21 protein-coding genes are annotated in these 25,408 nt (G+C 64.4%); 6 read left to right on the forward strand and 15 right to left on the reverse strand.

The annotated features are described in order from the left end of the window. Positions 1-53: 53 nt before the first annotated feature. The 3 genes from ACS8Y6_RS13200 to ACS8Y6_RS13210 are packed head-to-tail and all read left to right on the forward strand — an operon-like array spanning position 54 to position 1,651. The gene (locus ACS8Y6_RS13200; RefSeq protein ID WP_440855730.1) at positions 54-758 is read left to right on the forward strand and encodes a glutathione S-transferase; all 705 of its coding nucleotides are present in this window, start codon (positions 54-56) and stop codon (positions 756-758) included. Beyond that, entirely contained in the window at positions 755-1,411 is a 657-nt protein-coding gene (tmpT, locus tag ACS8Y6_RS13205) for a thiopurine S-methyltransferase (RefSeq protein WP_440849758.1), read from the forward strand. The genes ACS8Y6_RS13200 and tmpT overlap by 4 nt, the downstream gene beginning before the upstream one ends. Positions 1,412-1,459: 48 nt before the next feature. Continuing rightward, positions 1,460-1,651 (forward strand): hypothetical protein, encoded by a 192-nt coding sequence (locus ACS8Y6_RS13210; protein ID WP_440849757.1) that lies wholly within the window; start codon positions 1,460-1,462, stop codon positions 1,649-1,651. A 438-nt stretch (positions 1,652-2,089) separates the two neighbouring features. Here the strand turns inward: ACS8Y6_RS13210 and ACS8Y6_RS13215 are convergent, their stop codons facing one another. Beyond that, positions 2,090-3,781 (reverse strand): NAD-dependent malic enzyme, encoded by a 1,692-nt coding sequence (locus ACS8Y6_RS13215; RefSeq protein WP_440855731.1) that lies wholly within the window; start codon positions 3,779-3,781, stop codon positions 2,090-2,092. Between the two features lie 172 nt (positions 3,782-3,953). Here ACS8Y6_RS13215 and ACS8Y6_RS13220 point away from each other — a divergent pair, with 172 nt between their 5' ends. Next, on the forward strand, positions 3,954-5,726 hold the full coding sequence (locus ACS8Y6_RS13220; protein ID WP_440849755.1) for an SLC13 family permease: 1,773 nt from the start codon (positions 3,954-3,956) through the stop codon (positions 5,724-5,726). Positions 5,727-5,739: 13 nt separating this feature from the next. Here ACS8Y6_RS13220 and betA read toward each other — a convergent pair whose 3' ends face one another. From betA to tadA, 7 genes are all read right to left on the reverse strand, one after another. After that, a complete protein-coding gene (gene betA, locus ACS8Y6_RS13225; RefSeq protein WP_440849754.1) occupies positions 5,740-7,404 on the reverse strand; it encodes a choline dehydrogenase in 1,665 nt (554 codons plus the stop codon). Between the two features lie 151 nt (positions 7,405-7,555). Next, entirely contained in the window at positions 7,556-9,022 is a 1,467-nt protein-coding gene (gene betB, locus ACS8Y6_RS13230; protein ID WP_440849753.1) for a betaine-aldehyde dehydrogenase, read from the reverse strand. Between the two features lie 681 nt (positions 9,023-9,703). Then, positions 9,704-12,049, reverse strand: a complete 2,346-nt coding sequence (locus ACS8Y6_RS13235) for a mechanosensitive ion channel domain-containing protein (protein WP_440855732.1) — start codon at positions 12,047-12,049, stop codon at positions 9,704-9,706. A gap of 324 nt (positions 12,050-12,373) precedes the next feature. After that, entirely contained in the window at positions 12,374-13,702 is a 1,329-nt protein-coding gene (locus ACS8Y6_RS13240) for a DUF2254 domain-containing protein (protein ID WP_440849751.1), read from the reverse strand. A gap of 115 nt (positions 13,703-13,817) precedes the next feature. Then, the gene (locus ACS8Y6_RS13245) at positions 13,818-15,080 is read right to left on the reverse strand and encodes an aspartate aminotransferase family protein (RefSeq protein ID WP_440849750.1); all 1,263 of its coding nucleotides are present in this window, start codon (positions 15,078-15,080) and stop codon (positions 13,818-13,820) included. Between the two features lie 130 nt (positions 15,081-15,210). Next, positions 15,211-16,374 carry an isocitrate/isopropylmalate dehydrogenase family protein gene (locus ACS8Y6_RS13250; protein WP_440849749.1) on the reverse strand — a complete coding sequence of 388 codons (1,164 nt, stop codon included), beginning with the start codon at positions 16,372-16,374 and terminating at the stop codon, positions 15,211-15,213. Between the two features lie 71 nt (positions 16,375-16,445). After that, complete coding sequence (tadA, locus tag ACS8Y6_RS13255; protein WP_440855733.1) at positions 16,446-16,931, reverse strand: tRNA adenosine(34) deaminase TadA; 486 nt, start codon at positions 16,929-16,931, stop codon at positions 16,446-16,448. 175 nt (positions 16,932-17,106) lie between these two features. Between tadA and ACS8Y6_RS13260 the strand changes: the two genes are divergently transcribed. After that, a complete protein-coding gene (locus tag ACS8Y6_RS13260; RefSeq protein WP_440855734.1) occupies positions 17,107-17,820 on the forward strand; it encodes an SDR family oxidoreductase in 714 nt (237 codons plus the stop codon). 209 nt (positions 17,821-18,029) lie between these two features. Then, positions 18,030-18,782 carry a tetratricopeptide repeat protein gene (locus tag ACS8Y6_RS13265; RefSeq protein ID WP_440849746.1) on the forward strand — a complete coding sequence of 251 codons (753 nt, stop codon included), beginning with the start codon at positions 18,030-18,032 and terminating at the stop codon, positions 18,780-18,782. On the opposite strand, the gene ACS8Y6_RS13270 is transcribed toward ACS8Y6_RS13265, so the two are convergent. The 7 genes from ACS8Y6_RS13270 to ACS8Y6_RS13300 all read right to left on the reverse strand — a co-directional run bounded on the left by ACS8Y6_RS13270 (position 18,762) and on the right by ACS8Y6_RS13300 (position 25,405). Further along, entirely contained in the window at positions 18,762-19,478 is a 717-nt protein-coding gene (locus ACS8Y6_RS13270; RefSeq protein WP_440849745.1) for a hypothetical protein, read from the reverse strand. The genes ACS8Y6_RS13265 and ACS8Y6_RS13270 overlap by 21 nt on opposite strands. 12 nt (positions 19,479-19,490) lie before the next feature. Then, on the reverse strand, positions 19,491-20,144 hold the full coding sequence (locus ACS8Y6_RS13275; RefSeq protein WP_440849744.1) for a TIGR02466 family protein: 654 nt from the start codon (positions 20,142-20,144) through the stop codon (positions 19,491-19,493). A gap of 137 nt (positions 20,145-20,281) precedes the next feature. Continuing rightward, positions 20,282-22,204, reverse strand: coding sequence for an ABC transporter substrate-binding protein (locus tag ACS8Y6_RS13280; protein WP_440849743.1), 1,923 nt, complete (start codon positions 22,202-22,204; stop codon positions 20,282-20,284). Positions 22,205-22,327: 123 nt separating this feature from the next. Beyond that, complete coding sequence (locus tag ACS8Y6_RS13285) at positions 22,328-22,603, reverse strand: DUF2160 domain-containing protein (protein WP_440849742.1); 276 nt, start codon at positions 22,601-22,603, stop codon at positions 22,328-22,330. A 15-nt stretch (positions 22,604-22,618) separates the two neighbouring features. Beyond that, positions 22,619-23,416 (reverse strand): carbohydrate ABC transporter permease, encoded by a 798-nt coding sequence (locus ACS8Y6_RS13290; protein ID WP_440849741.1) that lies wholly within the window; start codon positions 23,414-23,416, stop codon positions 22,619-22,621. Between the two features lies 1 nt (position 23,417). Next, positions 23,418-24,302, reverse strand: a complete 885-nt coding sequence (locus ACS8Y6_RS13295; protein WP_440855735.1) for a carbohydrate ABC transporter permease — start codon at positions 24,300-24,302, stop codon at positions 23,418-23,420. Then, complete coding sequence (locus ACS8Y6_RS13300; RefSeq protein ID WP_440849739.1) at positions 24,299-25,405, reverse strand: ABC transporter ATP-binding protein; 1,107 nt, start codon at positions 25,403-25,405, stop codon at positions 24,299-24,301. The genes ACS8Y6_RS13295 and ACS8Y6_RS13300 overlap by 4 nt, the downstream gene beginning before the upstream one ends. Positions 25,406-25,408: the final 3 nt, after the last annotated feature.

The following is a 25,408-nucleotide window of genomic DNA, read 5'->3' on the forward strand; positions in this document are numbered from 1 at the left end:
CGCGGGCCGATCCCTTTGCTGCGATAGCAGGATAACTCGCAGCGGTACCAACCATGAGCTACAGGCTCTATTACTGGCCGAGCATTCCCGGTCGTGGCGAATTCGTGCGTCTGGCGCTCGAGGATGCGGGCGCCGAATACGTCGATGTGGGCCGCGACCAGGGGGCGACGGCCGTCGCACAGATGATCCACAACGGCGCGCATTTCGCGCCGCCGATTCTGGCCGACGAATACGAATCGGTCTCGCATGTGGCGCATATCCTGGCCTGGATCAGCCGCCCGCTCGAACTCGCGCCCGGCGACGAGCGCGATTTCCGGCGCATGCATCAGATGCAGCTCACGCTGACCGACTTCGTCGGCGAGATTCACGATACCCATCATCCGCTTGGCCCGAGTCTGTACTACGATGAGCAGAAAGAGGCCGCGGCCCGACGCAGTGCCGTGTTCATCAGCGACCGGCTGCCGAAGTTTCTCGATTATTTCGAGCGCATGCTGACCGACAACCCGGACAGCGACGAATGGGCCATCGGCCGGCGCTGCACCACGCTCGATCTGTCGCTGTTCCAGGTCATGCGTGGCTTACGCCATGCCTTTCCGAACGCCCTGTCGGCGAACGAAACACCGGCACTCGACGAACTCACGCGCCGGGTCGCCCGGCGACGGGGCATCGCCGCTTATCTCGATAGTGAGCGTTGCATCGACTTCAACCCGGACGGCATATTCCGCCACTACCGCGAACTCGACGGGCCGAACCGATGAAGCAGGACTTCTGGCTGGAACGCTGGGAAAAAAAACAGATCGGATTCCATCAGCCGGACGGCCATCCCTTGCTGCGCGAACACTGGCCGCAATTGTCGCTGGTGGAAACCAGCCGCGTACTCGTGCCCTTGTGCGGCAAGTCCCAGGACATGCTCTGGCTCGCCGAACAGGGGCATCGGGTCACCGGCATCGAGTTCAGCGCCATCGCCGCCCGCGAGTTCTTCGAGGAAGCAGGCCTGGGTTGGCGGCGCGAACGCAGCGGCGTCTTCGACTGCTTCATCGGCGATCGCATCGAGATTCGCGTGGGTGATTTCTTCGACCTGCCGCGCGCGGACCTGGCGCGTTTCGAGGGCTTCTACGATCGCGCCGCCCTGATTGCCCTGCCGGAGGGCATGCGCCGCGCCTACGTCGATCATCTGATGTCGGGGCTGCGTCGTGGCGCCACCGGCCTGCTGATCACCTTCGGCTACGACCCGGCGATCATGGACGGGCCGCCCTTCAACGTGGACGACGAGGACGTCGGCGAACTCTACGGCCGCTATGCCCATGTCGACCTGCTGGCCGAACGGCGCGGCCTGCCCGAGAACGATCACCTGCGCGGCCGTGGCCTGACCGACGCGCGCGACGCCGTCTACCGCATCGTAAGGCGCTGACGAAAAACCGACAAAAACGAAAAGAAGTCTTGTCGAATATCGCGATTCATGCTGAGACCGCGCCATCGCCCGTGCAAGAGCCGGTATGCCGCCCGCGTACTCAAACATCTCATGAACGTCTGGCCGCCTTTCGCCGCCCCCGGGCGGGAAACGGTACAGGCGACATTCGTGTTCGACGACGCCCTGCGCGCCGAAGCCATCGTCGCCACCGAAGACGGTGAAAAGTTCCTGCGCTGGTAAGAAAATGACATCACCACCGCCGACGGCGCGGTGATCGCTCGCGTGCGCAAGCAGCTCTATATCCGCCGCAAGCGCCACGACCGCTGATCGGGCCTCGGCGGGCGCCCGATGCATGTTTCGCGAATCACGATGCGCCCAACGTCTACGCTATTAATCCGGCATCAAAACAGCTGACTTCATCCGCTGTTTTCAACGCCTTCAAAAATAAAAGCCGGCGCCTGTCCGTCTTTTATTTTTGAAGGCTTCGCGGCCAATGGCCGCGGCGAGCATGCTCGCGCTATTAACCCGAAAAATCATCTATTTTTGTGCCGGGTTAATAATGAACGTGAGCCGCGCAAGAACGAAAAACGTTCTTTAATATCTGCGTAAATCTGCGTTGATCTGCGGATAAATGCTTTCAGAGAAAGGCAAAGTCCCCATGACCTGTTGCACCACGCGCTAGAACGCCGCCCGCCGATAACGCCGATAGCGCGGGAACCAGAAGTTGCGCTCCACCGACGCCCGGATCGCCTCGTCGGAAGACGACAGGGCCACGCCATCCTTCTGTGCCTGCTTGGCGACGGCAAATGCGAGCGCCTTGGACAGATCACGCACATCGGACAGCGCCGGCAACAGGGCCCCGGTGTCCGAGTGGGCCAGCGGCGAGTTCTCGGCCAGCGCGCGCGAGGCGGCCATCAGCATTTCGTCGGTCACCTTCCAGGCATTGGCCGCGATCACGCCGAGCCCCACGCCGGGGAAGATATAGGCGTTGTTGCACTGGGCGATGGGAATCGTGCGGCCGTTGATCTCGACGTCGTCGAAGGGGCTGCCGGTGGCGACCAGCGCATCGCCGTCGGTCCAGGTCAGGATTTCTTCCGGGGTGGCTTCCACGCGCGAGGTCGGGTTCGACAGCGGCATCACGAACGGATGCTTGCACTGGCTGTGCATCTGCTTGATGACCTTCTCGGAGAACAGGCCGCGCTGACCGGACACGCCGATAAGCACGGTCGGCTCGGCGTTCTCCACCGTCGTCATCAAGGCCTCGTCGCCGAGATCGCCCGACCAGTCCGACAGATCGGCCTTGTTCTGGGCCAGTTTCCGCTGGAAGTCGTAGAGACTGTCCATGTCGTCGGTCAGCAGGCCCAACTTGTCGATCATGAAAATACGCTGGCGCGCCTCGGCGTCCGACAGCCCCTCGTCGACCATGGCCACGATGATCTGCTCGGCGATGCCGCAGCCGGCCGAACCGGCGCCGACGAACACGATGCGCTGGTCGGAGACCTTTTCCTTTTTCGCCTTGCAGGCGGCCAGCAGCGAGCCGACGCAGATCGCCGCGGTGCCCTGGATATCGTCGTTGAAGCAGCAGATTTCATCGCGATAGCGCTTGAGCAGCGGGTTCGCGTTGGTCTGGGCGAAATCCTCGAACTGCAGCAGGATTTTCGGCCAGCGCCGCTTGACCGCCTGAACGAACAGATCCACGAACTCGGCGTAGGCCTCGCCGGAAATCCGTTCGTGGCGCCAGCCCATGTACATCGGATCGTCCAGCAACTGCTGGTTGTTGGTGCCCACATCCAGCACCACCGGCAGCGTATAGGCCGGCGACACACCCCCACAGGCGGTGTACAGCGACAGCTTGCCGATCGGAATCCCCATGCCGCCGATGCCCTGATCGCCCAGACCCAGAATGCGCTCGCCATCCGTGACCACGATCACGCGCACGTTGTCCTTGGTGGCACTGCGCAGCATGTCGTCCATGCGATGGCGATCGGGGTAGGAAATGAACAGCCCGCGGTGATTGCGATAGATCTCGGAGAACTGCTCGCAGGCCTCGCCGACGGTCGGCGTGTAGATGATCGGCATCATCTCCTCGAGATGCTCCTCCAGCAGACGGAAGAACATGGTCTCGTTGTCATCCTGAATGCCGCGCAGGTAGATATGCTTGTCCAGCGCCGTGTCGCAGGCCTTGTACTGCTTGTAGGCGCGCTCGACCTGTTCCTCGATGGATTCGACGTTCTGCGGCAGCAGACCGATCAGGTTGAAGTCGACCCGCTCATCGGCCGAGAAGGCGCTGCCCTTGTTCAGAAGCGGCATTTCGAGCAGCGTCGGGCCGGCGTAGGGGATGTAGAGCGGGCGTTTTTCGCGATCGGTCATGGCGTCGGATGCGGGCGGCAATGAATGGGGTGCCTAGGATAACCTCTCTGCCCGGCTTGGCCACCCGGCCCAGCACAACAATCAACGCCCCGGTTCATCGTTGCGACAGCCGGCGCCGCCGACTATGGCCGGACCGTACAATGCCGTACGTCGCCCGCCAGCCTCCGTTTCGATGTCGATCCATGCCCTGATCACGCTCGTGGTGCTGACCGCCGTTCTGGTCACGCTCGCCCTCAGTTCGCTCGGCGCCGATCTGGTGCTCATGGCCGGCCTGGTGGTGCTGCTGGTGTTCGGCATCGTCTCCCCGGCCCACGCCTTGTCGGGTTTTTCCAACCCCGGGGTCGTGACCATTGCCGCGTTGTACATCGTGGTGGCCGGGCTGCGCGATACCGGGGCCACCGAATTACTCATCGGCCGCCTGCTCGGCCGCCCGCGTTCGATCCGCCATGCCCAGGCCCAGGTCATGCTGCCGACCACGCTGATGAGCGCATTTCTCAACAACACCCCGGTGGTGGCCGCGCTGATTCCGGTGATCGGCGACTGGGCCCGCAAGTACCAGTTGCCGGTATCGCAACTGCTCATGCCGCTGAGCTTTGCGGCGATTCTCGGCGGCACCTGCACGCTGATCGGCACCAGTACCAACCTGGTGGTGAATGCACTACTGATCCGCCAGACCGGCCACGGCCTGGGCATGTTCGAACTGGCCTGGATCGGCCTGCCGATCGCGCTCGCCGGTCTGGCGCTGATCATCGGCGCCAGTCGCTGGCTGATCCCCGACCGCCGCACACCGGCCGCCCAGCTCGACAATCCGCGCGAATACAGCGTGGAGATGATCGTGGCCGCCGACGGTCCGTTGCCGGGCCAGACCATCGAACAGGCCGGTCTGCGCCACCTGCCCGGCATGTTCCTGGCCGAGATCGAGCGCGACGGCGCGCTGCTGCCGGCGGTCTCGCCGCGCCAGCCGCTGGCGGCGCACGACCGGCTGGTGTTCGTCGGCATCGTGGATTCGGTGGTCGAACTGCAGCGCATCCGCGGGCTGATGCCGGCCACCGAGCAGATCTTCAAGCTGGACAGCCCGCGCCGCGCCCGCGTGCTGATCGAAGCCGTGGTATCGCCGAGCTGCCCGCTCATCGGCTCGAGCATCCGCGCCGGCGGTTTCCGTACGCGCTATAACGCGGTGGTGCTGGCCGTGGCCCGCGACGGCGAGCGGGTCCGGGCCAAGATCGGCGACATCGTGCTCCGCCCCGGCGATACGTTATTGCTCGAAGCCCGGCCCGCCTTCGTGGCCCAGCAACGCCATTCGCGCGATTTCTTCCTGGTCAGCCAGATCGAGAACTCGCAACCGCCCCAGCACCACAAGGCCTATACCGCGATCGCCGTGCTCGCGGCCATTGTGCTCAGCGTGGCGTTCGGGCTGATCGATATTCTGGAGGCCTCGTTACTCGGCGCCGGCGCGGTGCTGGCCTCGCGTTGCAGCACGGCGGAAGCCGCGCGGCGTGCGATCGACTGGCCGCTGCTGGTGGCGATCGCCGCGGCCATCGGCATGGGCGAGGCAGTGCAGAACACCGGGCTCGCCGCCGACCTCGCGCAGGCCCTGACCCACCTGGCCGGCCAAGGCACCCACGAAACGCTGGCCGCCCTGTTCATCACCACGGTGGTCATCAGCGCCGTGATTACCAACAACGCCGCCGCCGTGATCGTGTTTCCGGTGGCCGTATCGCTCGCCCACGGCGCGGGCGAGAACGTCATGCCGTATGTGATCACGGTGGTGATCGGCGCCTCGGCGAGTTTCCTCACGCCAATCGGCTACCAGACCAACCTGATGGTATACGGTCCGGGCGGCTACCGCTTCATCGACTTCGTCCGTCTCGGCCTGCCGCTGACCGCGATCATCGGCGCGCTCACCGTGGTGCTCGTGCCGATGATCTGGCCCACCGGCGGCTGAGCCGGGCCGCGGCTCAGCGTTGACTGTGCTGCCAGTTCTCGGGCCGATACCAGGCCTTGTCCTCGACGATCGGCGTGCGGCCGCGCACCGCGTCGGCGATCTTCTCGGCGATCATGATGGTCGGCGCATTGAGATTGCCGGTGGTGATGCGCGGCATGATCGAGGCATCGACCACACGCAGCGATTCAACGCCATGCACCCGGCCCTCACCGTCGACCACAGCTTCGTCGTGATGGCCCATGGCACAGGTCCCCGACGGGTGGTAGGCGGACTCGCCCATCCGGCGCACCCAGGCATCGATCTCGTCGTCGGACTGCACCTCGGGGCCCGGGCCGAGCTCCTTGCCGCGATAACGGTCGAACGGCTTCTGCTCGATGATCTCGCGGGTCAGGCGGATCGAATCGCGCATTTCGCGCCGATCGCGCTCGGTGGCCATGTAGTTGAACACGATCTTCGGCGCGGCCTTGTAGAACGACGAGGCCAGCGTGACCTCGCCGCGCGACTCCGGCCGCATCGGCCCGACGTGGGCCTGGAAACCATGGCTGGTCGCCTTGGCACTGCCGTCGTAGGACACGGCCATCGGCAGGAAGTGATACTGGATGTTCGGATATTCGACGCCCGGCTCGCTGCGGATGAAGCCGCCGGATTCGAAATGGTTGGTCGCGCCCAGGCCCTTGCGCGTGAGCAGCCACTGGGCACCGATCCTGCCCATGGCCGTCGCGCTCTGCGCCGAATACAGCGTGATCGGTTCCTTGCACTCGTACTGAACGTAGACTTCCAGATGATCCTGCAGATTCTGGCCCACGTTCGGATTCTCGTGCACCGGCGTGATGCCGTGCGCCCGCAACTGATCCACCGGGCCGATGCCCGAGAGCATGAGGATCTGCGGCGAATTGATCGCGCCCGCACACAGCAGCACTTCGCGCTCGGCCTCGACCCTGGAGCGCGTGCCGAGATGATCGACCTCGATGCCGACCGCCTTCTTGCCGTCCATCAGGATCTTGCGCGTATACGTACGCGTCATCACCGTCAGGTTCGAACGCCGCATCACCCCGCCGCGCAGATAGGCGTTGGCGGTGGACCAGCGCACGCCGTCCTTGGTGGTCATGAACATCGGGCCCACGCCTTCCTGCTGGAAGCCGTTCATGTCTTGGGTGTAGGGATAACCCGCCGCCATGCCCGACTCGATGAAGGCGTGGTACAGCGGGTTGCGGCCCGGGCCGGTGGTGACGTGCAGCGGGCCGCCGGCGCCGTGATAGTCGTTTTCGCCCTGATCGAAATCCTCGGCCTTGCGGAAATAGCCGAGCACATCCTTGTAGCGCCAGTCCTCCAGGCCAAAGTCGTTGGCCCAGCCCTCGAAGTCGAGCGCGTTGCCGCGCACATACGCCATGCCGTTGATCGAGGACGACCCGCCCAGCACCCGCCCGCGCGGGCAATGCATGACGCGGTTGTCCATGTGGGGATCGGCTTCGGTGTGATAATTCCAGCTGTAGGTATCGCCGTTCATGGGATAGGCGAACGCCGACGGCATGTGGATGTAGATGGAGCGATCCATCGGGCCGGCCTCGACCAACAGCACCGAGACATCCTTGTCTTCAGAAAGCCGGTTGGCCATCACGGCACCGGCCGAGCCGGCACCGATGATCACGTAGTCGTATTTCTTCTTCGGGTTGCTCATGCGCTAGAAACCTCGTTTGAACCGGGCGTATCGATGATTCGCGTCAGATCGCGACGTAATCGTCGCAGCCCTCGCCGGGGCGCGTCGCCATCGACGACCCCGCGCGATCGCGGGGCCATGGCCGAACCACGCCCCGGCGCAACCGTACGCGTTAGTAGGGCGCTTCCACCGCACCGCGGGCAACGAACACACTCTTGATCCGTGTGTAGTGCTCAAGCGCACGCCGGCTGTTTTCCTTGCCGATGCCCGAGCCCTTGATGCCGCCGAACGGCATCTCGATCGGCGTGATGTTGTAGTGGTTGATCCAGCAGATACCGGCTTCCAGCTCGCCGATCACCCGGTGGGCGCGCTCGAGATCACGCGTGAACAATCCGGCCGCCAGACCGAACTCGGTGTGGTTGGCGCGCTCGATCACCTCGGCCTCGTCGGTGAACGACAGCACGGACATCACCGGACCGAAGATTTCTTCGGTGACGATCTTCATGTCATCGCTGCAGGCGTCGAACACGGTCGGCTGGATGAACACGCCGTATTCGCAGCCGTCCACCGCGACCTGTTCGCCGCCGATCACCAGCTTCGCGCCGCCGGCCTTGCCGGCCTCGATATAGTCGAGCACGATCCGGCCGTGTTCGGGGCTGATCATCGGGCCGACGTCGGTCTCGGCATCGGCCGGATTGCCGATCCTGAGTTTTTTCACCCGGGCGACGAGCTTGTCAAGGAACGCCTCGCGCACCGATTCGTGCACGAATACGCGTGTGCCGTTGGTGCAGATCTCGCCCTGGGTGAAGAAGTTGGCCAGCAGCGCCCCGGACACGGCATTGTCGAGATCGGCGTCGTCGAAGATCACCAGCGGCGACTTGCCGCCGAGTTCCAGCGACACGGTCTTGAGCGTACCGGCGGCATCCGCCATCACCTTCTTGCCCGTGTCCGCACCGCCGGTGAGCGAGATCTTGTCGATGCCGCGGTGGTTGGACATCGCCTGGCCGGCATCACCGAAGCCCTGCACGATGTTCAGCACGCCGTCCGGCAGCCCCGCTTCCTTGGCCAGCTCGGCCAGACGCAGCGCCGAAAGCGGCGTCAGTTCGGACGGCTTGAACACCAGCGTGTTGCCGGCCGCCAGCGCCGGCGCCGACTTCCAGCAGGCAATCTGCAACGGATAATTCCAGGCGCCGATCGCGCCAACCACGCCGAGCGGCTCGGGCCGGGTATAGAAGAAGCCGCCGTCGACTTCCTGATATTCGCCCTGAATCGAGCTGGCCTGGCCGGCGAAGTATTCGAGGCAATCGGCGCCCGAATCGACGTCGGCTTCCGGCGTCTCGGCGATCGGCTTGCCGCCGTCCAGCATCTCCAGCCGCGCCAGTTCGTCGCGGTGCTCGCGCAGCAGGACCGACAACCGATGCAGAATCCGCCCCCGCTCGACACCACTCATGGCCTTCCAGGGGCCGAGGGCGGCGCGTGCCGCGGCCACGGCGGCATCGATATCCGCCGCGCCAGCCTTCGCCACCTGCGCCAGCGACTCGCCGGTCGCGGGATTCACCGTTTCGAAGAATTCGCCCGATTCGGCTTCGACGTATGCGCCGTCGATCCAGAGAAGTTTCCGCTCGCCCGCTGCTGTCATGCCTACCTACCGTGCCTATGACCGTGGAAAACCGACAATATTAACATGCGCCCATGACCGTTCTCTTGCGCTGCAATCTGCCCGCGCCCGGGTTTTCAACATCGCCCGGGGATAAGCCTGTGGATAACATCGGGGAGAAGCATCCCAGCCACCGTGCAACGAAGCCCGGAGCGGAATGAACATTTTATGACCAGCGCGCAGGCAGCAATCGACGCACGGCAAAATGAGACATCGCACCCCGCCCGGGCTGCCCCCCGGGGTTTTGCACACGGGGCCTGAACAAGCCTGTGGACAGCTCGGTGACAAACGCCGGGAACGCCTGCGATACGGGGGCTGCGAACGGTTTGATCAAATCCTGACCAGATCGCCATCGCCCCGGGCGCGAGCGCTGGCGGTGCCCCACACCGCGGCCGGCGACCGCGATCGGAACGGCTTGTCGCAGGAACGTGCATGCCCCGGCGCAAGGCGCTGAGCCGGCGCGCTTTTTCACAGACGCGCTGGACAAGCCTGTGTATAACTCTGTGGTAAACGCCGCAATCGCCGTCTCCACGCGCATTGCAGCGGACTGAGCAGTCCTTGACCAGTCGCCGCCCGCGCGCGGCTTCGCGACCGCCGGACGCGAAAAACCCGCGACCGGCAACCGGCCGCGGGTTTGGCAGCACGACAACGACTATGCCCGGATCAGGACGGCGCGTCGCCGGTTTCCTCCGGGGCCGCGTCGTCGCCGCGCCGCCGCCGCTTGGGCCGGTCGTTCGGGTCGTCGGCATCGATATCGGCATCGGCTTCCAATACCCGGATATTCGCCGCCGGTGCCTGCCCCTGGCGATCCTCGCCGAACCAGAGCGTCTGATGCGGGAACGGGATCTCGATGCCGGCCCGGTCGAAGTGGATCTTGACCAGGCGGTTGAACGCGCGGCCCACGCCCCACTGCGTGCCGGGCTTGGTCTTGATCATGATCCGGATGTTGACGGCACTGTCGGCCAGCGCGGTCACCCCCGGCACGGTCATGTCCTCGAGGATGTTCGGCCCCACGTTCGGGTCGGACTTCAGATCCTCGAACGCCTCGCGCAGGTAGTAGATCGCGTTGTCGATATCCTCGCGATAGGCGATGCCATACTCGGTGCGGAAGTATGCCCAGTCACGCATGAAGTTCGACACCACGCTCGCCGAGGAGAACGGCACGATGTGGTAGGCGCCGTCGATGTCCCGAATCGACACCGAGCGGATGGTCAGGCGTTCGGCGGTACCGGTGACCCCGCCCACGCTGACTACGTCGCCCGTGTTCATGGCGTTTTCCAACTGGATGAATACGCCGGTGATGATGTCCTGCACCAGCTTCTGCGCACCGAAGCCGATGGCCAGGCCGAACACGCCGGCACCGGCGATCAACGGCCCGATGTTCACACCGATCTGCGACAGCGTGATCATGATGGTAAAGGTCGCGATCAGTATCGCCAGTGCATTGCGGAACAGCACCAGCAGGGTTTGCTGGCGCGCGCTCGGCGCCCCGCCGCCGGTGTTCGGGCTCAGACGATGCTCGATCACGCTGGCGGCGACGAGCCAGAACAGGGCCGCAGCGACCAGTATCACGGCCACCTTGAATGTCACCGAAATCGTCGTCAGGCCGGCAGTGGAGGTCAGCCAGGTATTGAGGTCGAACACATGCCAGGCATTCGCGACCACCGCCGCGAAGATCAAGAGAATGACCACCCGCACGGCCTTGAGCGCCGCCGGCACGTAGGAGTTCACCCGCGCCTCCAGCAACGGCAACTTGTCATGCAGCGACTCGGGAAAGGTGATGCGATGGCCGATGGCGCGGGATAACAGCCCCGACAGGCCGAAGCCGACCCCGGCGGCGACCAGGCTCTGAGCGGTGGCCGAAAGCATGAACGGCAATGCGCCGGCCGGATCGGCCTGGCTGGCGAAAAACAGCACGGAAAAATACACGACTGCGAGCAAGACCCAAAGCCGGGCGAACAGTCGATAAAGCACCGCGAAAAAACCGATGGAGGCACTCTCTGCCTTGTGAATCAGGCGTTCGGTGAGCAGACGGCGATTGGCGAAGATGACCTTGAGCGCATACACATAGGCAGCCCCCATGATGAGAAAAGTCAACACCGCCCCCATGAACAGCGACAGCTGGGCATTGACAACAGGCACGGCCACGAGCAGCCCGTAACCGACCACACCGACGAACCAGCGTAGCCGCAGGCTCCACCAGCGGGCCACGTCGGCGTCGACCTTGATCAGTCGCAGGCTATCGTAGCGTTCGGCGAACAATGCCCGAATCGCGACCTTGATCAACTCCACCAGCACGAAGGCGTTGATGAACAACGATTCCCGCGTGCCCATGCTGCCATGGTCACCGACGGCGTACAGGCCGACGAAATAGCCGGCGCTGCCGGCGGCCAGCACGACAGCCGTATCAACGGCGATGCCGACCAGGACGCCCGCCGCCCGGCGCAAGAGCCCGCGACCTTTGGCCCCGGCGGTGGCAAAGCGACTGATCCCGGAGAACAGCACCGTGGCCACCAGGCGTAGCAACAGAAACGCCACGATGGTGGCCGCGACTACCTCGGCGAATATCAGCAGCGCGCCGAAGAAGACGCCCGCATTGAACACGCCTGCACTGTGCTTGCCATTGCCCTTGTGCGCCAGCGCCACCACCGTGTTCCAGGCGCCGACGATATGGGCGCTGATGGTCTCCGACCAGGACGAAGTGATCTGTGCGAAGCGACGGGCAAACGAGGCGCTCTGCTTCGATACCGGCTGTTTCCGACCCGTGGCGGCTGGCCCGGACGCGCTGCCCTTGGCACCCGACTCGGCCTTGGCGGCCTGTCTCAGCTCCTTGATCAGCTGCTTGCGCGTCTTGTCGTTCTCCAGCAGATTGGCCAGCTGGTCCAGCGACACCGACTGATTCGCGTCACTCTTGGCGGCATTCTGGCTCTGCGGCGCGGCGGCATAGGCCTGAGACAGCGGCGCGAGCGCGAACAGACAGATCAGGGCGCAAGCGAGAAAGGCCGGCATGCGGCCAGCTCGCGAACACAGCGCTCGGTATGGGTCCATGGGCGTTCTACCTTGTGGCGATTTATCCGTGGATATCACGCCTGAGGCCGTCATGGCGAAACATGCGAGCGCCGGGACCCCAGACTCCAGCGGCCCATGATGCCGTCCCGTCGGTCATCAAACAATCGCGCACGACCGAGATCGCGGCATTCAGACGCTGCATCCCGGCACAAGATCGCGCTGATTACGCGGCCCGCGCCGTTCAATAAACAATGGCGCCGCGAATGATTCGACCCACGACTAGGTTCGCGATTGGCGCGGACGCGGACGCAACGGCAACAGACCCTAGTAAGGACTCGGCTCCTCGGGCAGGATACTGCCGACCTTGGCCAACGCGCGCCGGGTATCGTAGAAGCAATCGCGGATACGTTCGATGTCGGTGCTTTCCGACAAACCGTGGCCGGCGGCCTCGAGTATGGTTTCGGCATGGCGGGCCAAGGCGCGGCGCTCGAAGTCGCGCCGGGTCAACGGCGCCAGCTTCTCGATCACGCGGAGCACTTCCCGCATGGTGATGACGCTGGTCCGGCCATAGTTGCGAATGGGCATGAACGCCGCATCGAGCAGGTCGTGAAAATTCGGCACACGGATGACCAGCCGCATCTCGCCGTCCGGATCGGTCACCACCTCGGTGGGCATGGGCCGCGCGATCAATACTGCCAGCGACCGGCCGATGCGATTGACGCAATCCAGTGCCGTGAACGGATTGTTGAGCGCCGGGGAAAGCGCCCGCACCCCGATCTCGGCCATCTGGTTCACCGCGAACAACAGATCGTGATCGGTCATGCGGCTGCGCCCGAGCACGTATTCGCGGGCGGCATGACCGGCCGTATCCGGGTCGAGCCCGGCACCGTGCAGGCGAGCCAGCACGCCGCCGGGCAACACGTAATCGCCGTAGCTCACGCGCGATTCGATCACGATGTCGTGGCGCTGCGCGATCTCGAGCAGCGCCTCGACCCCGATCGCCTGCACATACCCGCCGTCGGGCGCGATCAGATCCTGCGTGCCATGACCGAGTTCGGGCGCCGGCGTGCCGTCGTCGCCCGCGTGGTCCGGATACATGCGGTCGATGGCCTGGTCGAATTCCACCCCTACCGTCTCCAGCACCTCCGGCGCAGCGAACAGCTGGGCCATGTGGTGAGTGAAATAGATCAGCGTGCAGGTCGCGAACAGCGCCAGCACGAAGCCCACGCTCAGCGACACGTCCGGCACGAACCGGTTCTCCGGATCGTTGCCGACCATGTGAAAGACGAGCATGCAGTAGACGAACGTGGCCAGGAAGATACCCAGCACGGCCTGATTGGCCCGGTCGCGCATGAAACTGCGGATCAGACGATGACCGAACTGGCTGGTGGCCAGCGTGAGCACGACCATCATGGTCGAGAACACCACCGTCGCGATCGCCACCATCGCGCCGGTGAGCGTCTGTAGCAGATTGGTGGCGCTGGTCGTGCCGCCGGAATAGAACAGGGCGTGCAGCACGCCGCCGGCCGGATGCAGTTCGTCGATCGTCAGCGTAATCGCGAACAGGATCAGCCCGGCCAGCATCATCAGCGAGGGCAGGAACCAGAAACTGGAGCGGGCCAGCTCCCAGAATTCGTGGACTCGTGCGCGCATACACGGCTCCTGCTGTACCCGGCGATCCGCCGCGGGTCAAGTGCGGCGTCCACCGGTAAAAAAAAGCCGCCGACCGCGGGGCGCGATCGACGGCCTGTCCCGCCCGATCAGGCGATCAGGCGGTGGCGTCGAGCGCCTTGGCGAAGATATCCAGCGCCTCGTCGATCTGATCGCGCTTGGCGACCAGCGGCGGCAGCCAGCGGATCACCTGCTTGCGCGGACCACAGCGCAGCAGCAGCAGCCCCGAGGCCTCGCAGGCCTTGACGATATGATCGGCGCGGCTGCCGTCGGGCTCGCCGTCCTTGTGGATCTCGCAACCGATCATGAAGCCCTTGCCGCGCACATCGGCGATGCACGCGTGATCGGCCGCCAGCGATTCCAGGCGCTGCTTGAGATGCGCGCCCTGCTCGGCCGCGTTCTCGACCAGGCCTTCCTCTTCGATCACATCCAGGGTCGCCAGCGCCGCCGCGCAGGCCACGGCATTGCCGCCGTACGTCCCGCCCTGCGAGCCGGGCCAGCCTTTTTCCATCAGCGCACGCGAGGCGCCGAAGCCGGACAACGGGAAGCCCGAGGCCAGTCCCTTGGCGGTCATCACGATATCCGGCTGCACATCGAAGTGGCTGTGCGACCAGAACTTGCCGGTGCGGCCATAGCCCGCCTGGACTTCGTCCACGCCGAGCACCAGACCGTGATGATCCGCGCGCTCGCGCAGCCCCTGCATGAAGCGGGTGTTGGCCGGCACGAAACCGCCCTCGCCCTGGATCGGTTCGATCAGGAAGCCAGCCGTGTCCTTCGGCGAGCTGATCGTGTCGAAGATATGATCCAGTTCACGCAGGCAGAAATCGGTCGCCTCGTCTTCCGACCAGCCATAGCGGAAGGCATTGGGGAACGGTGCCACCACCACGCCGCCCATGATCGGCTGCAGGCCGGCGGTATAAGCCGTGCCGGAGGTAGTCATCGAGGCGGCGCCCATGGTGCGACCATGAAAACCGCCATGGAATACCACGATGTTCGGGCGGCCGGTGGCATGGCGCATCAGGCGCATCGCGCCTTCGGCGGCCTCGGTGCCGGCGCTGGCGTAGAACATGGTATCGATGTCGCCCGGCATCTTCTCGGCCAGACGCGCCGAAAGATCCTGGATCGGCTTGTGCATGATCGTGGTGTACTGACCGTGGATCAGTTTGCCGACCTGCGCCTGGGCGGCGGCCACGACCTTGGGATGACAATGGCCGGTGCTGGTCACGCCGATCCCGGAGGTGAAATCGATGTAACGGCGACCTTCGGTATCGAACAGATAGCAGCCCTCGCCTCGCTCGGCGTAGACGTCGGTGGCCTGCTTGAGCAGTGGGGACAGGTGACCCGGGCGATTGGCCGTCATGGCTGTTCTCCTGACTGTGTTGGAACGTTTTCTGGTGGGTTGACAAGCGTAGCTGGCGGCGAGGCTAGACCTGTTGCGAAGCGGTTGCAATCCGTGCTTGTCGTTCGCCTCCGGCCGATCTCCTCCAGTCTTACGTACGCGCCTCGCGAAGCGCCGCCAGTACAGCGTCGCCGATCACGTCGGTGGCGCGCGCATCGCCGGCATGAGCGGCCAGGTCCGCCGCCACCGCGTTACGCAGACGCATGCCCGCGCGCGCGGCCACCGCGTCCTCCTCGCCCATCCAGTCGAGCATCATGGCCGCGGTCAGCAGCATGGCCGCCGGCCCCGCCTTGTTCTGGCCGGCGATATCCGGCGCGCTGCCGTGGGTGGGCTCGAACATCGGCGGGCGCGAGCGATCGGACGGGTTCAGGTTGGCCGAGGGCGACACCCCCATGCCACCGTTGAGCACCGCCGCCAGGTCGGTGAGGATATCGCCGTGCAGATTGGAGGCCACCACCACGTCGAACATCCACGGATGGGAGACGAACTTCATGCAGGCCGCATCGACCAGTTCGTGATGGGTGGCGACATCCGGATAGTCTTGCGCGATGGTCGCGAACATTTCCGTGTACATATCGCCCCAGAATTTCTGGGCGTTGCGCTTGGTGACCAGACACACCTGGCTGGCGTGCTTGTCGACGCCGAACTGGCGTTCGCGGCCTTCGCTCAGGCGCACGGCCGCGCGTGCCCGGGCCTGCTCGAAGGCATGCCGGATGATGCGGTCGGTGGCGCGATGGGTGAACACCGCGGTCTGGGTGACCACTTCATTCGGCGTGCCGGCGGCCAGCCGCCCGCCCTGGTTCACATACTCGCCCTCGCTGTTCTCGCGGATGACGAGCATGTCGATATCGGCCGCCCGGGGATCGGCCAGATACTGCGGCGCGCCTTCCAGCCGGCGTACCGGCCGTTCGCACACCCATTGATCGAAGCCCTTGCGGATCTCGAGCAATGGCGCCAGCGAATCCGAATCGGACAACAGATACCGATCCGGGTCGGTGGTCGGGCCCGGGTCGCCGAGCGCGCCCAGCAGGATCGCGTCGTAGCCGGCCAGCCGCGCCAGGTAATCGGCCGGGGCCGATTCGCCATGCGCTTCGTGCCACGCATGCGAGGGCCAGTCGAACGTATCGTAATCGATCGCCAGATCGGGCTCGACCTCGGCCAGCGCATCGAGCGCACGGGTGGCCTGGGCGATCACTTCGGGGCCGATGCCGTCGCCGGGCAGAACAGCGACGCGCCATGTCTTTCGTGTAGTCATGCGGCGAGGCTACCACCGCGGCCCGGCCTCGCCTATACATCCGAAAGCATGAGGCGCTGGCCGCTCGCCGCTCAGCGCCCGCTGGCGCGCCGTGCTCGAAAGAAACGCCGCAGGAGATCGGCGCTTTCATCGGCGAGCACACCGCCCCGGTGCGCCACGCGATGATTGAGCCGCGGCTCGTCGAACACCGCAAATATGGAGTGCGCCGCGCCGGCACGAAAATCGTCGGCGCCGTAGATCACGCGCGCGATGCGGGCATGGCCGATCGCCCCGGCGCACATGGCGCACGGCTCGAGCGTGCAATACAGCGTCGCCCCCGGCAGCCGGTAGTTGCCGACGGCGGCACACGCCGCCCGAATGGCCACGATTTCGGCATGTGCCGTGGCATCGCAGGCCGCGATCGGGCCGTTGCGGCCGCTGCCGAGCGCGATGCCGTCGCGCACGACGACCGCCCCGACCGGCACTTCACCCGCCGCCCCGGCGGCGGCCGCCAGATCGAGTGCTACGCGCATCCAGGAGGTATCGGCGTCGGAATCGACCGGGGCAGCGTCGGACATCACCAGCAAGCAGAACGTATCGGGCCATCCATTATGCCCGTTCGACAGCGGCTGTTCGCGCCGGGGCGCGGCAGCCACCGCCACCGCGGCGACACCCTCATTGCGCCCCGGCCTTCACGCGCGCACGACACAGGGCTTATCGTTATATCCAAGGCAACCACGTGAGGAGACGACCATGGCGTCGCTGGTACAAACCCGGGTTCTGGTCATTGGTGGCAGTTCCGGCATTGGCGAGGCCGTGGCCCGCCGCAGCGCCGAATCCGGCGCCGAGGTAACCATCGCGTCCCGCTCGGCGGACAAGCTGGCGCACGCGGCCGAAAGCATCGGTCACGGGGTGCGCACGGCCGTGCTCGATACCGGCGACAATGGCGCGGTCGAGCGTTTCTTCAACGATAATGCGAGCTGGGATCACCTGATCGTGTCGTCCGCGGCCACGGCCCGCGGCGGCATGCGCACCATGACGCTCGACGATGCCTATGGTTCCATGGACAGCAAGTTCTGGGGCGCCTATCGCGCGGTACGCGCCGCCCGCATGGCCGACGGCGGCACCATTACGCTCGTCTCCGGCTTTCTGTCGGAGCGCCCGTCCCCGGGTGCCACATTGCAGGGGGCGATCAACGCTGCATTGGAAGGGCTCATGCGGGGTCTGGCACTGGAGCTGGCCCCGGTGCGCGTGAATGCGGTATCGCCGGGCATGATCGACACGCCCCTCTGGGACGATATGCCGCAAACGCGCAAACGCGAACTCATGACCGACGCAGCCGAGCATCTGCCGGTGGGCCGCGCCGGCCGCGCCGGCGATATCGCCAATGCCGTGCATTATCTGATGATCACCGGCTTTGCCACCGGCTCGGTGGTTCGCGTGGACGGTGGCGGCGCCATCGCCTGAGGGGGCCCGCGATCACGTCGCCCGGCGCGATGCCGCCCCGATCGATGCCCGGGCGCGCCGTCCGGCATCGCAGGCCGGGACCGGACGATGGCCGCGGCCGGTCGCAGCGCCCGGGTGGTCCGCCATGCTTGCGGCATGGGGCCTGTTGGGCCGGCCGTCGAGGCGCGATATATTGCCAAACAGACCGACCGCCCCGGAATCCATCGCCCATGCCACAGCCCCCCGCCCGCAACAGCGACCCCGCGCGACAGGCGAGCGCCGCTCAGGCGCTGTTCGATACGGTCTGCGAGCTGCTGCGGCGCGGCGATGAGCGCGCCAACACCCTGCTGCCCCGCCTGCAGGCCTATCCCGCCCATGGCCCGGGCTGGCTGCAACTCGGGCGCACGCTCACCGAACTGGGGCAATCGAACGCGGCCATGGTGGCATTCGATCAGGCCCTGGCCGCGCCGGAACCACCGCTGGCCGCCCTGCTCGAAAAAGCCGATCTCATGATCGCGGGCGGTGACGCGGCGGCTGCGGCAGACTGGCTGGCCACATTCCAGCGCCGCGGCGCGGATGATGTCCGGCTTCACCACAAACTGGGCCGTGCCCATTACGCGGCCGGTGACTGCGAGGCCGCGCGTACCGCACTGCGGGTCACGGTGGACAAGGCGCCGGATTTTGCCGAAGCCTGGTTTCATCTCGGGTTGGTCGAACAGGACCTGAACCGGCCGGCCGCGGCGGCGGCGGCGTATCGCCATGCGTTGTCCGCCCGACCGGAAATGTTCGAAGCGGCCCTCAACCTTGGCATCAGCCTGCAGGACAGCGGCGATATCGAGACTGCACTGGATGCCTATGCCCGGGCCGTGCGCATCAAGCCCGCGTGCTTCAATCGGGTGGCGCAGGCGCTGACCTCGGCGCCGACGGGGCAATTGTGGCTCGACCCGCGCGCGCTGCGTCGTTCACTGGCCAGGCGTGCGTGAACGCGGCGCCCGGTACTGCTTGCGGTAGATGCCCTTGTCGTCCAGCAATCGCCGTCCCAGGGCGTCGTAAGCCGCCGTTTCCTCGGCATCGAATGCCTGGAACACGTATTCGAGCGGCTCACGCTGCACCGGAAAGCACTGCACCACCGGCGTACCGCGCGCCAGAACGCCTTCGAAACCGGGCTGTGTCCAGATCGCGGGGAACAGGATGCCAACGTCATGGTATCGATCGGCATCGACCAGCCCCGACAAGGCCTGAAACGGCAGATCGGTACGGTTGGCCGGCGGCATGGCGAACAACGACCAGCCGTCCGGCAATTCGACGGTCCAGAAACTGTTGAACTTCACGATCACGCGATCGTCGGCATGAAACGGCGTGCCCTCGACCTGGGCCGGCACATGGAAACTCAGCGGCGCCCGCGGGTGCATGCGTGCTGCCGGTTGCGGCAACGACCAGTCCCAGGAAAACACCCCGTCCCGGACATGCACGTCGCAAGGCAACGTGAACACGAAGCCATGGGTCATCGCATCGACGAATGGCGGGCATTGCTTGACCGTGCGGATGTCGCCGCCGTGGGTCTCGGAATGAGCCGTACTCGGCATCTGCCGCAGCCAGTCCGGCAGCGCCGCGCGCGCCGCCAGGGGCTCGGGCAAGTGCCCTTGCAGATGAGGATCGCAACGAAAGATCACACGCATGCTTGCCGCCTCTTACGGCGAACGGCTGTCGCCGAGACTCAGGTTGAACGCGATGGAAATACGCTGCGCCGGCCCGAGATACGGGCGCACCTGATGATAAAGCCAACCCGGGAACAGCATGAGCAGTCCCGCACGCGGCGTGAACCGCACGTTCGTACCCCCGGTGTTGTGGCCGCCGTCCCTGAACACGAGTGAGGGCGCGTACATGGCCACGCCCGGCCCGCGAGGGTCCATGATTTCGAACTCGCCGCCGAACGATTCATCGCTCGCGCGGCCGCCGTCGTCGACGTAGTACGTGCCCGACCAGTACACGCCCGGGTGATAATGGAATTCGTTGGCGTGCCCGTGTTCATTGATATTGGCCCAGGCACGGGCCGACCAGTGGGCCCGTACAGGCTGACCCGAGCGATCCACGGTCAAGCGATCGGCCATCTGGCGCGCGGCCGCAAGCACTTCTTCCATGCGTGGACCGGCCCATTGGTCCACCGGACGACCGGAGTGCCAGCCGCCAAGATTCGACGCCGCGATCGATCCCTCGCGCGCACGTTCGGCGAGGATACGCTCCTTGAGATCGGCGTTACGCGCCGCGCTGTCGTCGAGCAGCGTCGCCGCGACCGGCGTGGCGAAGAAATGCCCGACCTGCATATCGAGTTCGGAATCGCTCATGGGTTGTTTCACCTCGTATCGAAACGCGCTGTCAAAGAATGGGCTACCACATGTTGCCGGGCCACAAAAAGACGCGGCCCGACGTAACACGCCGGGCCGCCTGCCATCACGAAGGATCGTTGATGACGCCTAACCCATCAACTTTTGCCCTTGGACGCGTGCTTACCGATCGATGACGGGTCGTTGAAGGCTTTCAACAACTCCTCGTACGGTAGCGTCTCGCCCGGCGGGTTCTCGTTGGCCAGTTTCGGCTTCGGGGAACCCGGCTGCTTGAGCCAGTACTCCTTGCTCTTCTTCGGATTGAGCTTCGGCGGCGCCACTTTTTCCAGACCCGCGATCTGGATCCGATGCATGACCTCGTCGAGCTCCTCGGCCACCTTGTCCATACCCTCCTGGGGTGTGAGGGCACCGCTGTTGATCTGCGCGATGTTCTTCCACCAGGCCGAGGTCATCTTGCCGTAGGCCGGGACGTTGGTACCGGTGGGTGTCCAGTACTTGTGCGCCGGGCTACGGAAGAATTCGACCAGGCCACCGAGATACGGCGCAGCCTCGCCCATTTCCTTGGAATTGATATCCGAAGTCCGGAACGGCGTCAGCGCCGCCCAGCTCTTGCGCAGGGAAACCGACTTGCAGATGCAGAACTGGGCATACAGCCAGCTCGCAGCCCGCTTTTTCGTCGGGGTCGTCTTGGGCAGGATCCAGGAGCCGCAATCCTGATAACCCAGCTTCATGCCCGCTTCCCAGTATGGACCGTGCGGCGACGGCGCCATACGCCATTTCGGCGTACCGTCGTCGTTCACCACCGGCAGACCGGGCTTGGTCATGCTCGATGCAAACGCGGTATACCAGAAGATCTGCTGGGCGATCTGGCCCTGCGCCGGCACCGGACCGGCCTCCGAGAAGGTCATGCCCGCGGCTTCCGGCGGCGCATACTTCTGCAGCCATTCCTTGTACTTGGTGATGGCATAGACCGCCGCCGGGCTGTTGGTCGCCCCACCGCGCTCGACGCTGGCGCCGACCGGATTCTGCGCCTCGTTGACACGAATGCCCCAGTCATCCACCGGGTGCCCGAATGGCAATCCCTTATCACTCATGCCGGCCATCGACAGCCAGGAGTCGTGGATACGCCAGCCAAGCGACGGGTCCTTCTTGCCATAGTCCATATGGCCGTAGATCCGCTTGCCGTCGAGGTGCTTGACATCGTTGGTGAAGAAGTCGGCGATGTCCTCGTAGGCCGACCAGTTGACCGGCACATCGAGCTCGTAACCGTACTTGGCCTTGAATCGCTTCTTCAGGTCCGGACGATCGAACCAGTCCTTGCGGTACCAGTACAGATTCGCGAACTGGCCGTCCGGAATCATGTACATCTTGTTGTCGAGCGGCCAGGTAACGAAGCTCTTGCCGATGAAGTCGTCCACATCCAGCGTCGACAGGGTGATGTCCTTGCCCTCGCCGGTGATGTAGTCGGTAATCGGAATCACATCGTCCATGCGGGGATGCGTACCGATGAAGTCGGAATCGTTGATGAACAGGTCGTACACATCAGTGCCCGTGGCCATCTGCGTTTCGAGCTTCGAGACGGTATCGCCTTCCTGCATCGTGTCATGGCTGACCTTGATGCCGGTGATCTGCTCGAACGCCTTCGACAGGATATTGGCCTCGAACTGATGCGTGCCGGTTACTTCCGACACGACATTGATCTGCATCCCGCGGTACGGCGCCGCGGCTTCATGCAGGAATTTCATCTCGGCCATCTGCTGATCCTTGGTCAGCGTGGACGGCTGGAGGAAATCGGTCACCCAGTTCTCGGCCGCTTCCATGCCCTTCTTGCCGCGACCGTAGTCCTTGTAACTCGGCACCTGGCCCAGCGGCGGCAGGCTGCTGATGCCGCCGGATGAAGCCGTGGCCGCCTGTGCAGAGGTGCCGATAAACGGAACCGCGGCCATGCCCGCGGCAGCGGCTGCCCCCGAACGCAGGAAATTGCGACGATTGGGATTGAATCCCCGCGGCGCCTTCTCCCCCGTCCGACCCTGCGGGTCGTCCTCATGCTTTTTAGTCATTTCGATCTCCTTCCGATCGCAGTATGAGCCGGCCCGAGCAAATACGAACCGGTGGTAGGGCCGCGCGCATCGCCTGCGAACCGTTGCGATGCGATCGGCCTGAAGTCTTGCGCTATAGCCGCGTTAGCCGAACAGTATGAGCCCGACGATCAGCAGCACGACCAGCACCAGCAGATACCAACTCGACAGCGGTACCAGCGCCACCCAGAGCGCGGTGAGATAGGCCGAGCTGAGCAGGCCGATGAACAGCCGGTCGCCCCGGGTGGTGCTCATGGGAATGATCCAGCCACGACGTTCGCGTGTGGGCTGAATGAATTGCCAGATCGTCATCACGATCAGTATGGCCACAATCCCGATGAAAAACGCGGCCGTGGGTACGGTCCAAAGCATCCATTGCATGTCGCGAACTCCTGACTAGACCCGACCCAGGGCGAAACCGGAGGCGATTCGGTGACGCACGAACCAAATCACCAGAACACCCGGGATGAGCGTGAGCGTGCCGGCAGCGGCGAGAATGCCCCAGTCCGTACCGGACGCAGTAAAAGCACTGCTCATCATGGTGGCGAAGGGCATGGCATTACTCGATGTCAGCGTGTTGGCCAGTAGCAGCTCGATCCAGCTGAACATGAAGCAGAAGAAAGCGGCCACACCGATACCCGAACCGATCAGCGGCAGGAAGATCTTGATGAAAAAGCGCGGCAGCGAATAGCCGTCGAGATACGCGGTTTCATCGATTTCACGCGGCACCCCCGACATGAAGCCTTCCAGTATCCAGACCGCCAGGGGCAGATTGAACAGGGTATGCGCCAGGGCCACTGCATACACCGTGTCGAACAGGTGGATGCTGTGATACAGCTGGAAATACGGAATCAGGAACACCGCAGGCGGCGCCATCAGGTTGGTGAGAAACCAGAAGAACAGGTGCTTGTCGGCGAGAAAATCGTAGCGGGAGAACGCATACGCCGCCGGAATCGCCAGTGGCAACGTAATCGCCACATTCAAGGCAACATACGACAACGAATGCAGGAACGACCCGGTCCATTTTTCGCTATTGAAAATGTCCTGATAGTGGCCGAGCGTCCAGTGGTTCGGCCACAACGTCAGCTGCGTCGTGATCTCGGTGTTGGACTTGAACGACATCATGACCAACCAGTAGATCGGGATCAGCAGGAACAGGATGAAAAGCGTCAGGCAAATACGACGAATCGTCATCTTATTGGCCTCCGTCGCTCGTGCCCACACGAGTCAGCACGATGTAGAACACATAGCTGATCAGCAGAATGATCAGGAAGTAGAGCAAACCGTAGGCGGCCGCCTTGCCGTAAGCGAACTGGCCGATGGCCGTATTCGTAAGCATTTCGGTCATGAAGGTCGTCGAGCTTCCCGGGCCGCCACCGGTCACCGTCAGGGGCTCGGCGTAGACCTTGAAGCTGTAGACGAAGCGCAACAGGATCGCGATCGTGAGCACGCCACGCAGCTTGGGCAGCTCGATGAAACGAAACACCGCCCAGCGCGAAGCGCCGTCGATACGCGCGGCCTGGTAGAACGCACCGGGAATGGCGCACAGCCCCGCATAGCACAGCAGCGCGATCAGCGACGTCCAGTGCCAGACGCTCATCAGTACCACCGTGAACCAGGCCGACAGACTCCCGGTGGCGTAGTTGTAGTTGATGTGCAGCACGTTATTGACGAACGCGCCGAACAGGCCGATATCGCCACGGGCGAAGATCTGCCAGATCAGCCCGACCACATTCCACGGCACCAGCAGCGGCAGCGCGAGCACGACCATGATCGGCCCGACCGCTCGCCCGCTGCGCGGCATCGTCAGCGCCACACCGATACCCAGCGGCACTTCGATCGCGAGCACGATTGCGGTGAACAGCACCTGGCGCCCGAGCGCGCCGCGGAACTCCTCGTTCGTCAGCGCATCGTGGAAGGTCGACCAGCCGATGAACGAGTGGGTGTTCATGTTGAACACGATCTGCAGGCTGTAATTGACCACCGCGATGAACGGGATCAACGACGAAAAAGCGACAAGCAGCGTGGCTGGCAGGACCAGGAACCACGCCTTGTTGTCGGCAAAACGGTTGTTGTTCATGCCGCCACCTCGACTTTGTGACCGATCAGACGCTCGTTGCGATACAGGCAAAGCCACTCGGACGGGAAATGCACGTGCAACGCGTCGTCCCGGATATGGGCGTGGGCGTCGGCGAGCTTGATCTTGAGTTCGTTACCGTCCAGATCGGCCGTCACCAGATGGAACTCACCCATATCGGCGATCGCGCTCACGTCGACCGCGAACCCCTCGCCCGGCGCTGCCGGCTCGACGAACTCGGGCCGGATGCCCAGCTTGTACTCGCCGCCATCCGCCTCGGCCGCCGCCTGCGCCTGAGCCGGTGTGAGCGCGATACGACGCTCGCCGACCACGGCCGAATCGCCGTCGATGCGGCATTTGATGAAGTTCATCCCGGGGCTGCCGATGAAAAACCCGACGAAGGTGTGCTCGGGCCGCTCGAACAACTCCTGCGGCGTGCCCACCTGTACGATTTCACCATCCGACATCACCACCACCTTGTCGGCGAACGTCAGCGCCTCGATCTGGTCGTGGGTGACATAGATCATGGTGTGGCTGAACTGCTTGTGCACTTCCTTGAGCTGACGCCGCAAACGCCACTTCAGCTGCGGATCGATCACCGTCAACGGCTCATCGAACAGGATCGCCGAGGTGTCGTCGCGCACCAGTCCGCGCCCCATGGAAATCTTCTGCTTGAGTTCCGCGCCCAGCCCGCTGGCGCGGCGCTTGAGGACATCGCCGAGGTCAAGCATCTCGGCGACTTCCCGGACGCGGCGGTCGATGTGACTGCGCTCGACCTTTCGGTTACGCAGCGGAAACGCCAGGTTGTCGTACACACTCATCGAGTCGTACAGCACCGGGAACTGGAACACCTGTGCGATGTTGCGGCGCTCCGGCGACAGGTCGGTCACGTCGCGATCGCCAAAGAACACGCGCCCCTCGGACGGCTTGAGCAGCCCGGAACAGATATTCAACAACGTACTTTTGCCGCAGCCGGACGGGCCGAGCAAGGCATATGCCCCGCCGTCGTCCCAGCTGAAGTTCATCGGCTGCAGCGCATAATCTTCCGGCCGTCCGGCCTGGCCGGAATAGCTGTGCGCTACGCCGTCGAAACGAATCAAGGCCATAGT

It is taken from the genome of Salinisphaera sp. RV14 (assembly GCF_052044135.1).
In the GTDB taxonomy this organism is placed as follows: domain Bacteria; phylum Pseudomonadota; class Gammaproteobacteria; order Nevskiales; family Salinisphaeraceae; genus Salinisphaera.

Bases quoted from the DNA above. Each gene is read 5' to 3' on its own strand.
- ACS8Y6_RS13200 (WP_440855730.1), top strand. From the start codon at position 54: ATGAGCTACAGGCTCTATTACTGGCCGAGCATTCCCGGTCGTGGCGAA.
- tmpT (WP_440849758.1), top strand. From the start codon at position 755: ATGAAGCAGGACTTCTGGCTGGAACGCTGGGAAAAAAAACAGATCGGA.
- ACS8Y6_RS13210 (WP_440849757.1), top strand. From the start codon at position 1,460: ATGCTGAGACCGCGCCATCGCCCGTGCAAGAGCCGGTATGCCGCCCGC.
- ACS8Y6_RS13215 (WP_440855731.1), bottom strand. From the start codon at position 3,781: ATGACCGATCGCGAAAAACGCCCGCTCTACATCCCCTACGCCGGCCCG.
- ACS8Y6_RS13220 (WP_440849755.1), top strand. From the start codon at position 3,954: ATGTCGATCCATGCCCTGATCACGCTCGTGGTGCTGACCGCCGTTCTG.
- betA (WP_440849754.1), bottom strand. From the start codon at position 7,404: ATGAGCAACCCGAAGAAGAAATACGACTACGTGATCATCGGTGCCGGC.
- betB (WP_440849753.1), bottom strand. From the start codon at position 9,022: ATGACAGCAGCGGGCGAGCGGAAACTTCTCTGGATCGACGGCGCATAC.
- ACS8Y6_RS13235 (WP_440855732.1), bottom strand. From the start codon at position 12,049: ATGCCGGCCTTTCTCGCTTGCGCCCTGATCTGTCTGTTCGCGCTCGCG.
- ACS8Y6_RS13240 (WP_440849751.1), bottom strand. From the start codon at position 13,702: ATGCGCGCACGAGTCCACGAATTCTGGGAGCTGGCCCGCTCCAGTTTC.
- ACS8Y6_RS13245 (WP_440849750.1), bottom strand. From the start codon at position 15,080: ATGACGGCCAATCGCCCGGGTCACCTGTCCCCACTGCTCAAGCAGGCC.
- ACS8Y6_RS13250 (WP_440849749.1), bottom strand. From the start codon at position 16,374: ATGACTACACGAAAGACATGGCGCGTCGCTGTTCTGCCCGGCGACGGC.
- tadA (WP_440855733.1), bottom strand. From the start codon at position 16,931: ATGTCCGACGCTGCCCCGGTCGATTCCGACGCCGATACCTCCTGGATG.
- ACS8Y6_RS13260 (WP_440855734.1), top strand. From the start codon at position 17,107: ATGGCGTCGCTGGTACAAACCCGGGTTCTGGTCATTGGTGGCAGTTCC.
- ACS8Y6_RS13265 (WP_440849746.1), top strand. From the start codon at position 18,030: ATGCCACAGCCCCCCGCCCGCAACAGCGACCCCGCGCGACAGGCGAGC.
- ACS8Y6_RS13270 (WP_440849745.1), bottom strand. From the start codon at position 19,478: ATGCGTGTGATCTTTCGTTGCGATCCTCATCTGCAAGGGCACTTGCCC.
- ACS8Y6_RS13275 (WP_440849744.1), bottom strand. From the start codon at position 20,144: ATGAGCGATTCCGAACTCGATATGCAGGTCGGGCATTTCTTCGCCACG.
- ACS8Y6_RS13280 (WP_440849743.1), bottom strand. From the start codon at position 22,204: ATGACTAAAAAGCATGAGGACGACCCGCAGGGTCGGACGGGGGAGAAG.
- ACS8Y6_RS13285 (WP_440849742.1), bottom strand. From the start codon at position 22,603: ATGCAATGGATGCTTTGGACCGTACCCACGGCCGCGTTTTTCATCGGG.
- ACS8Y6_RS13290 (WP_440849741.1), bottom strand. From the start codon at position 23,416: ATGACGATTCGTCGTATTTGCCTGACGCTTTTCATCCTGTTCCTGCTG.
- ACS8Y6_RS13295 (WP_440855735.1), bottom strand. From the start codon at position 24,302: ATGAACAACAACCGTTTTGCCGACAACAAGGCGTGGTTCCTGGTCCTG.
- ACS8Y6_RS13300 (WP_440849739.1), bottom strand. From the start codon at position 25,405: ATGGCCTTGATTCGTTTCGACGGCGTAGCGCACAGCTATTCCGGCCAG.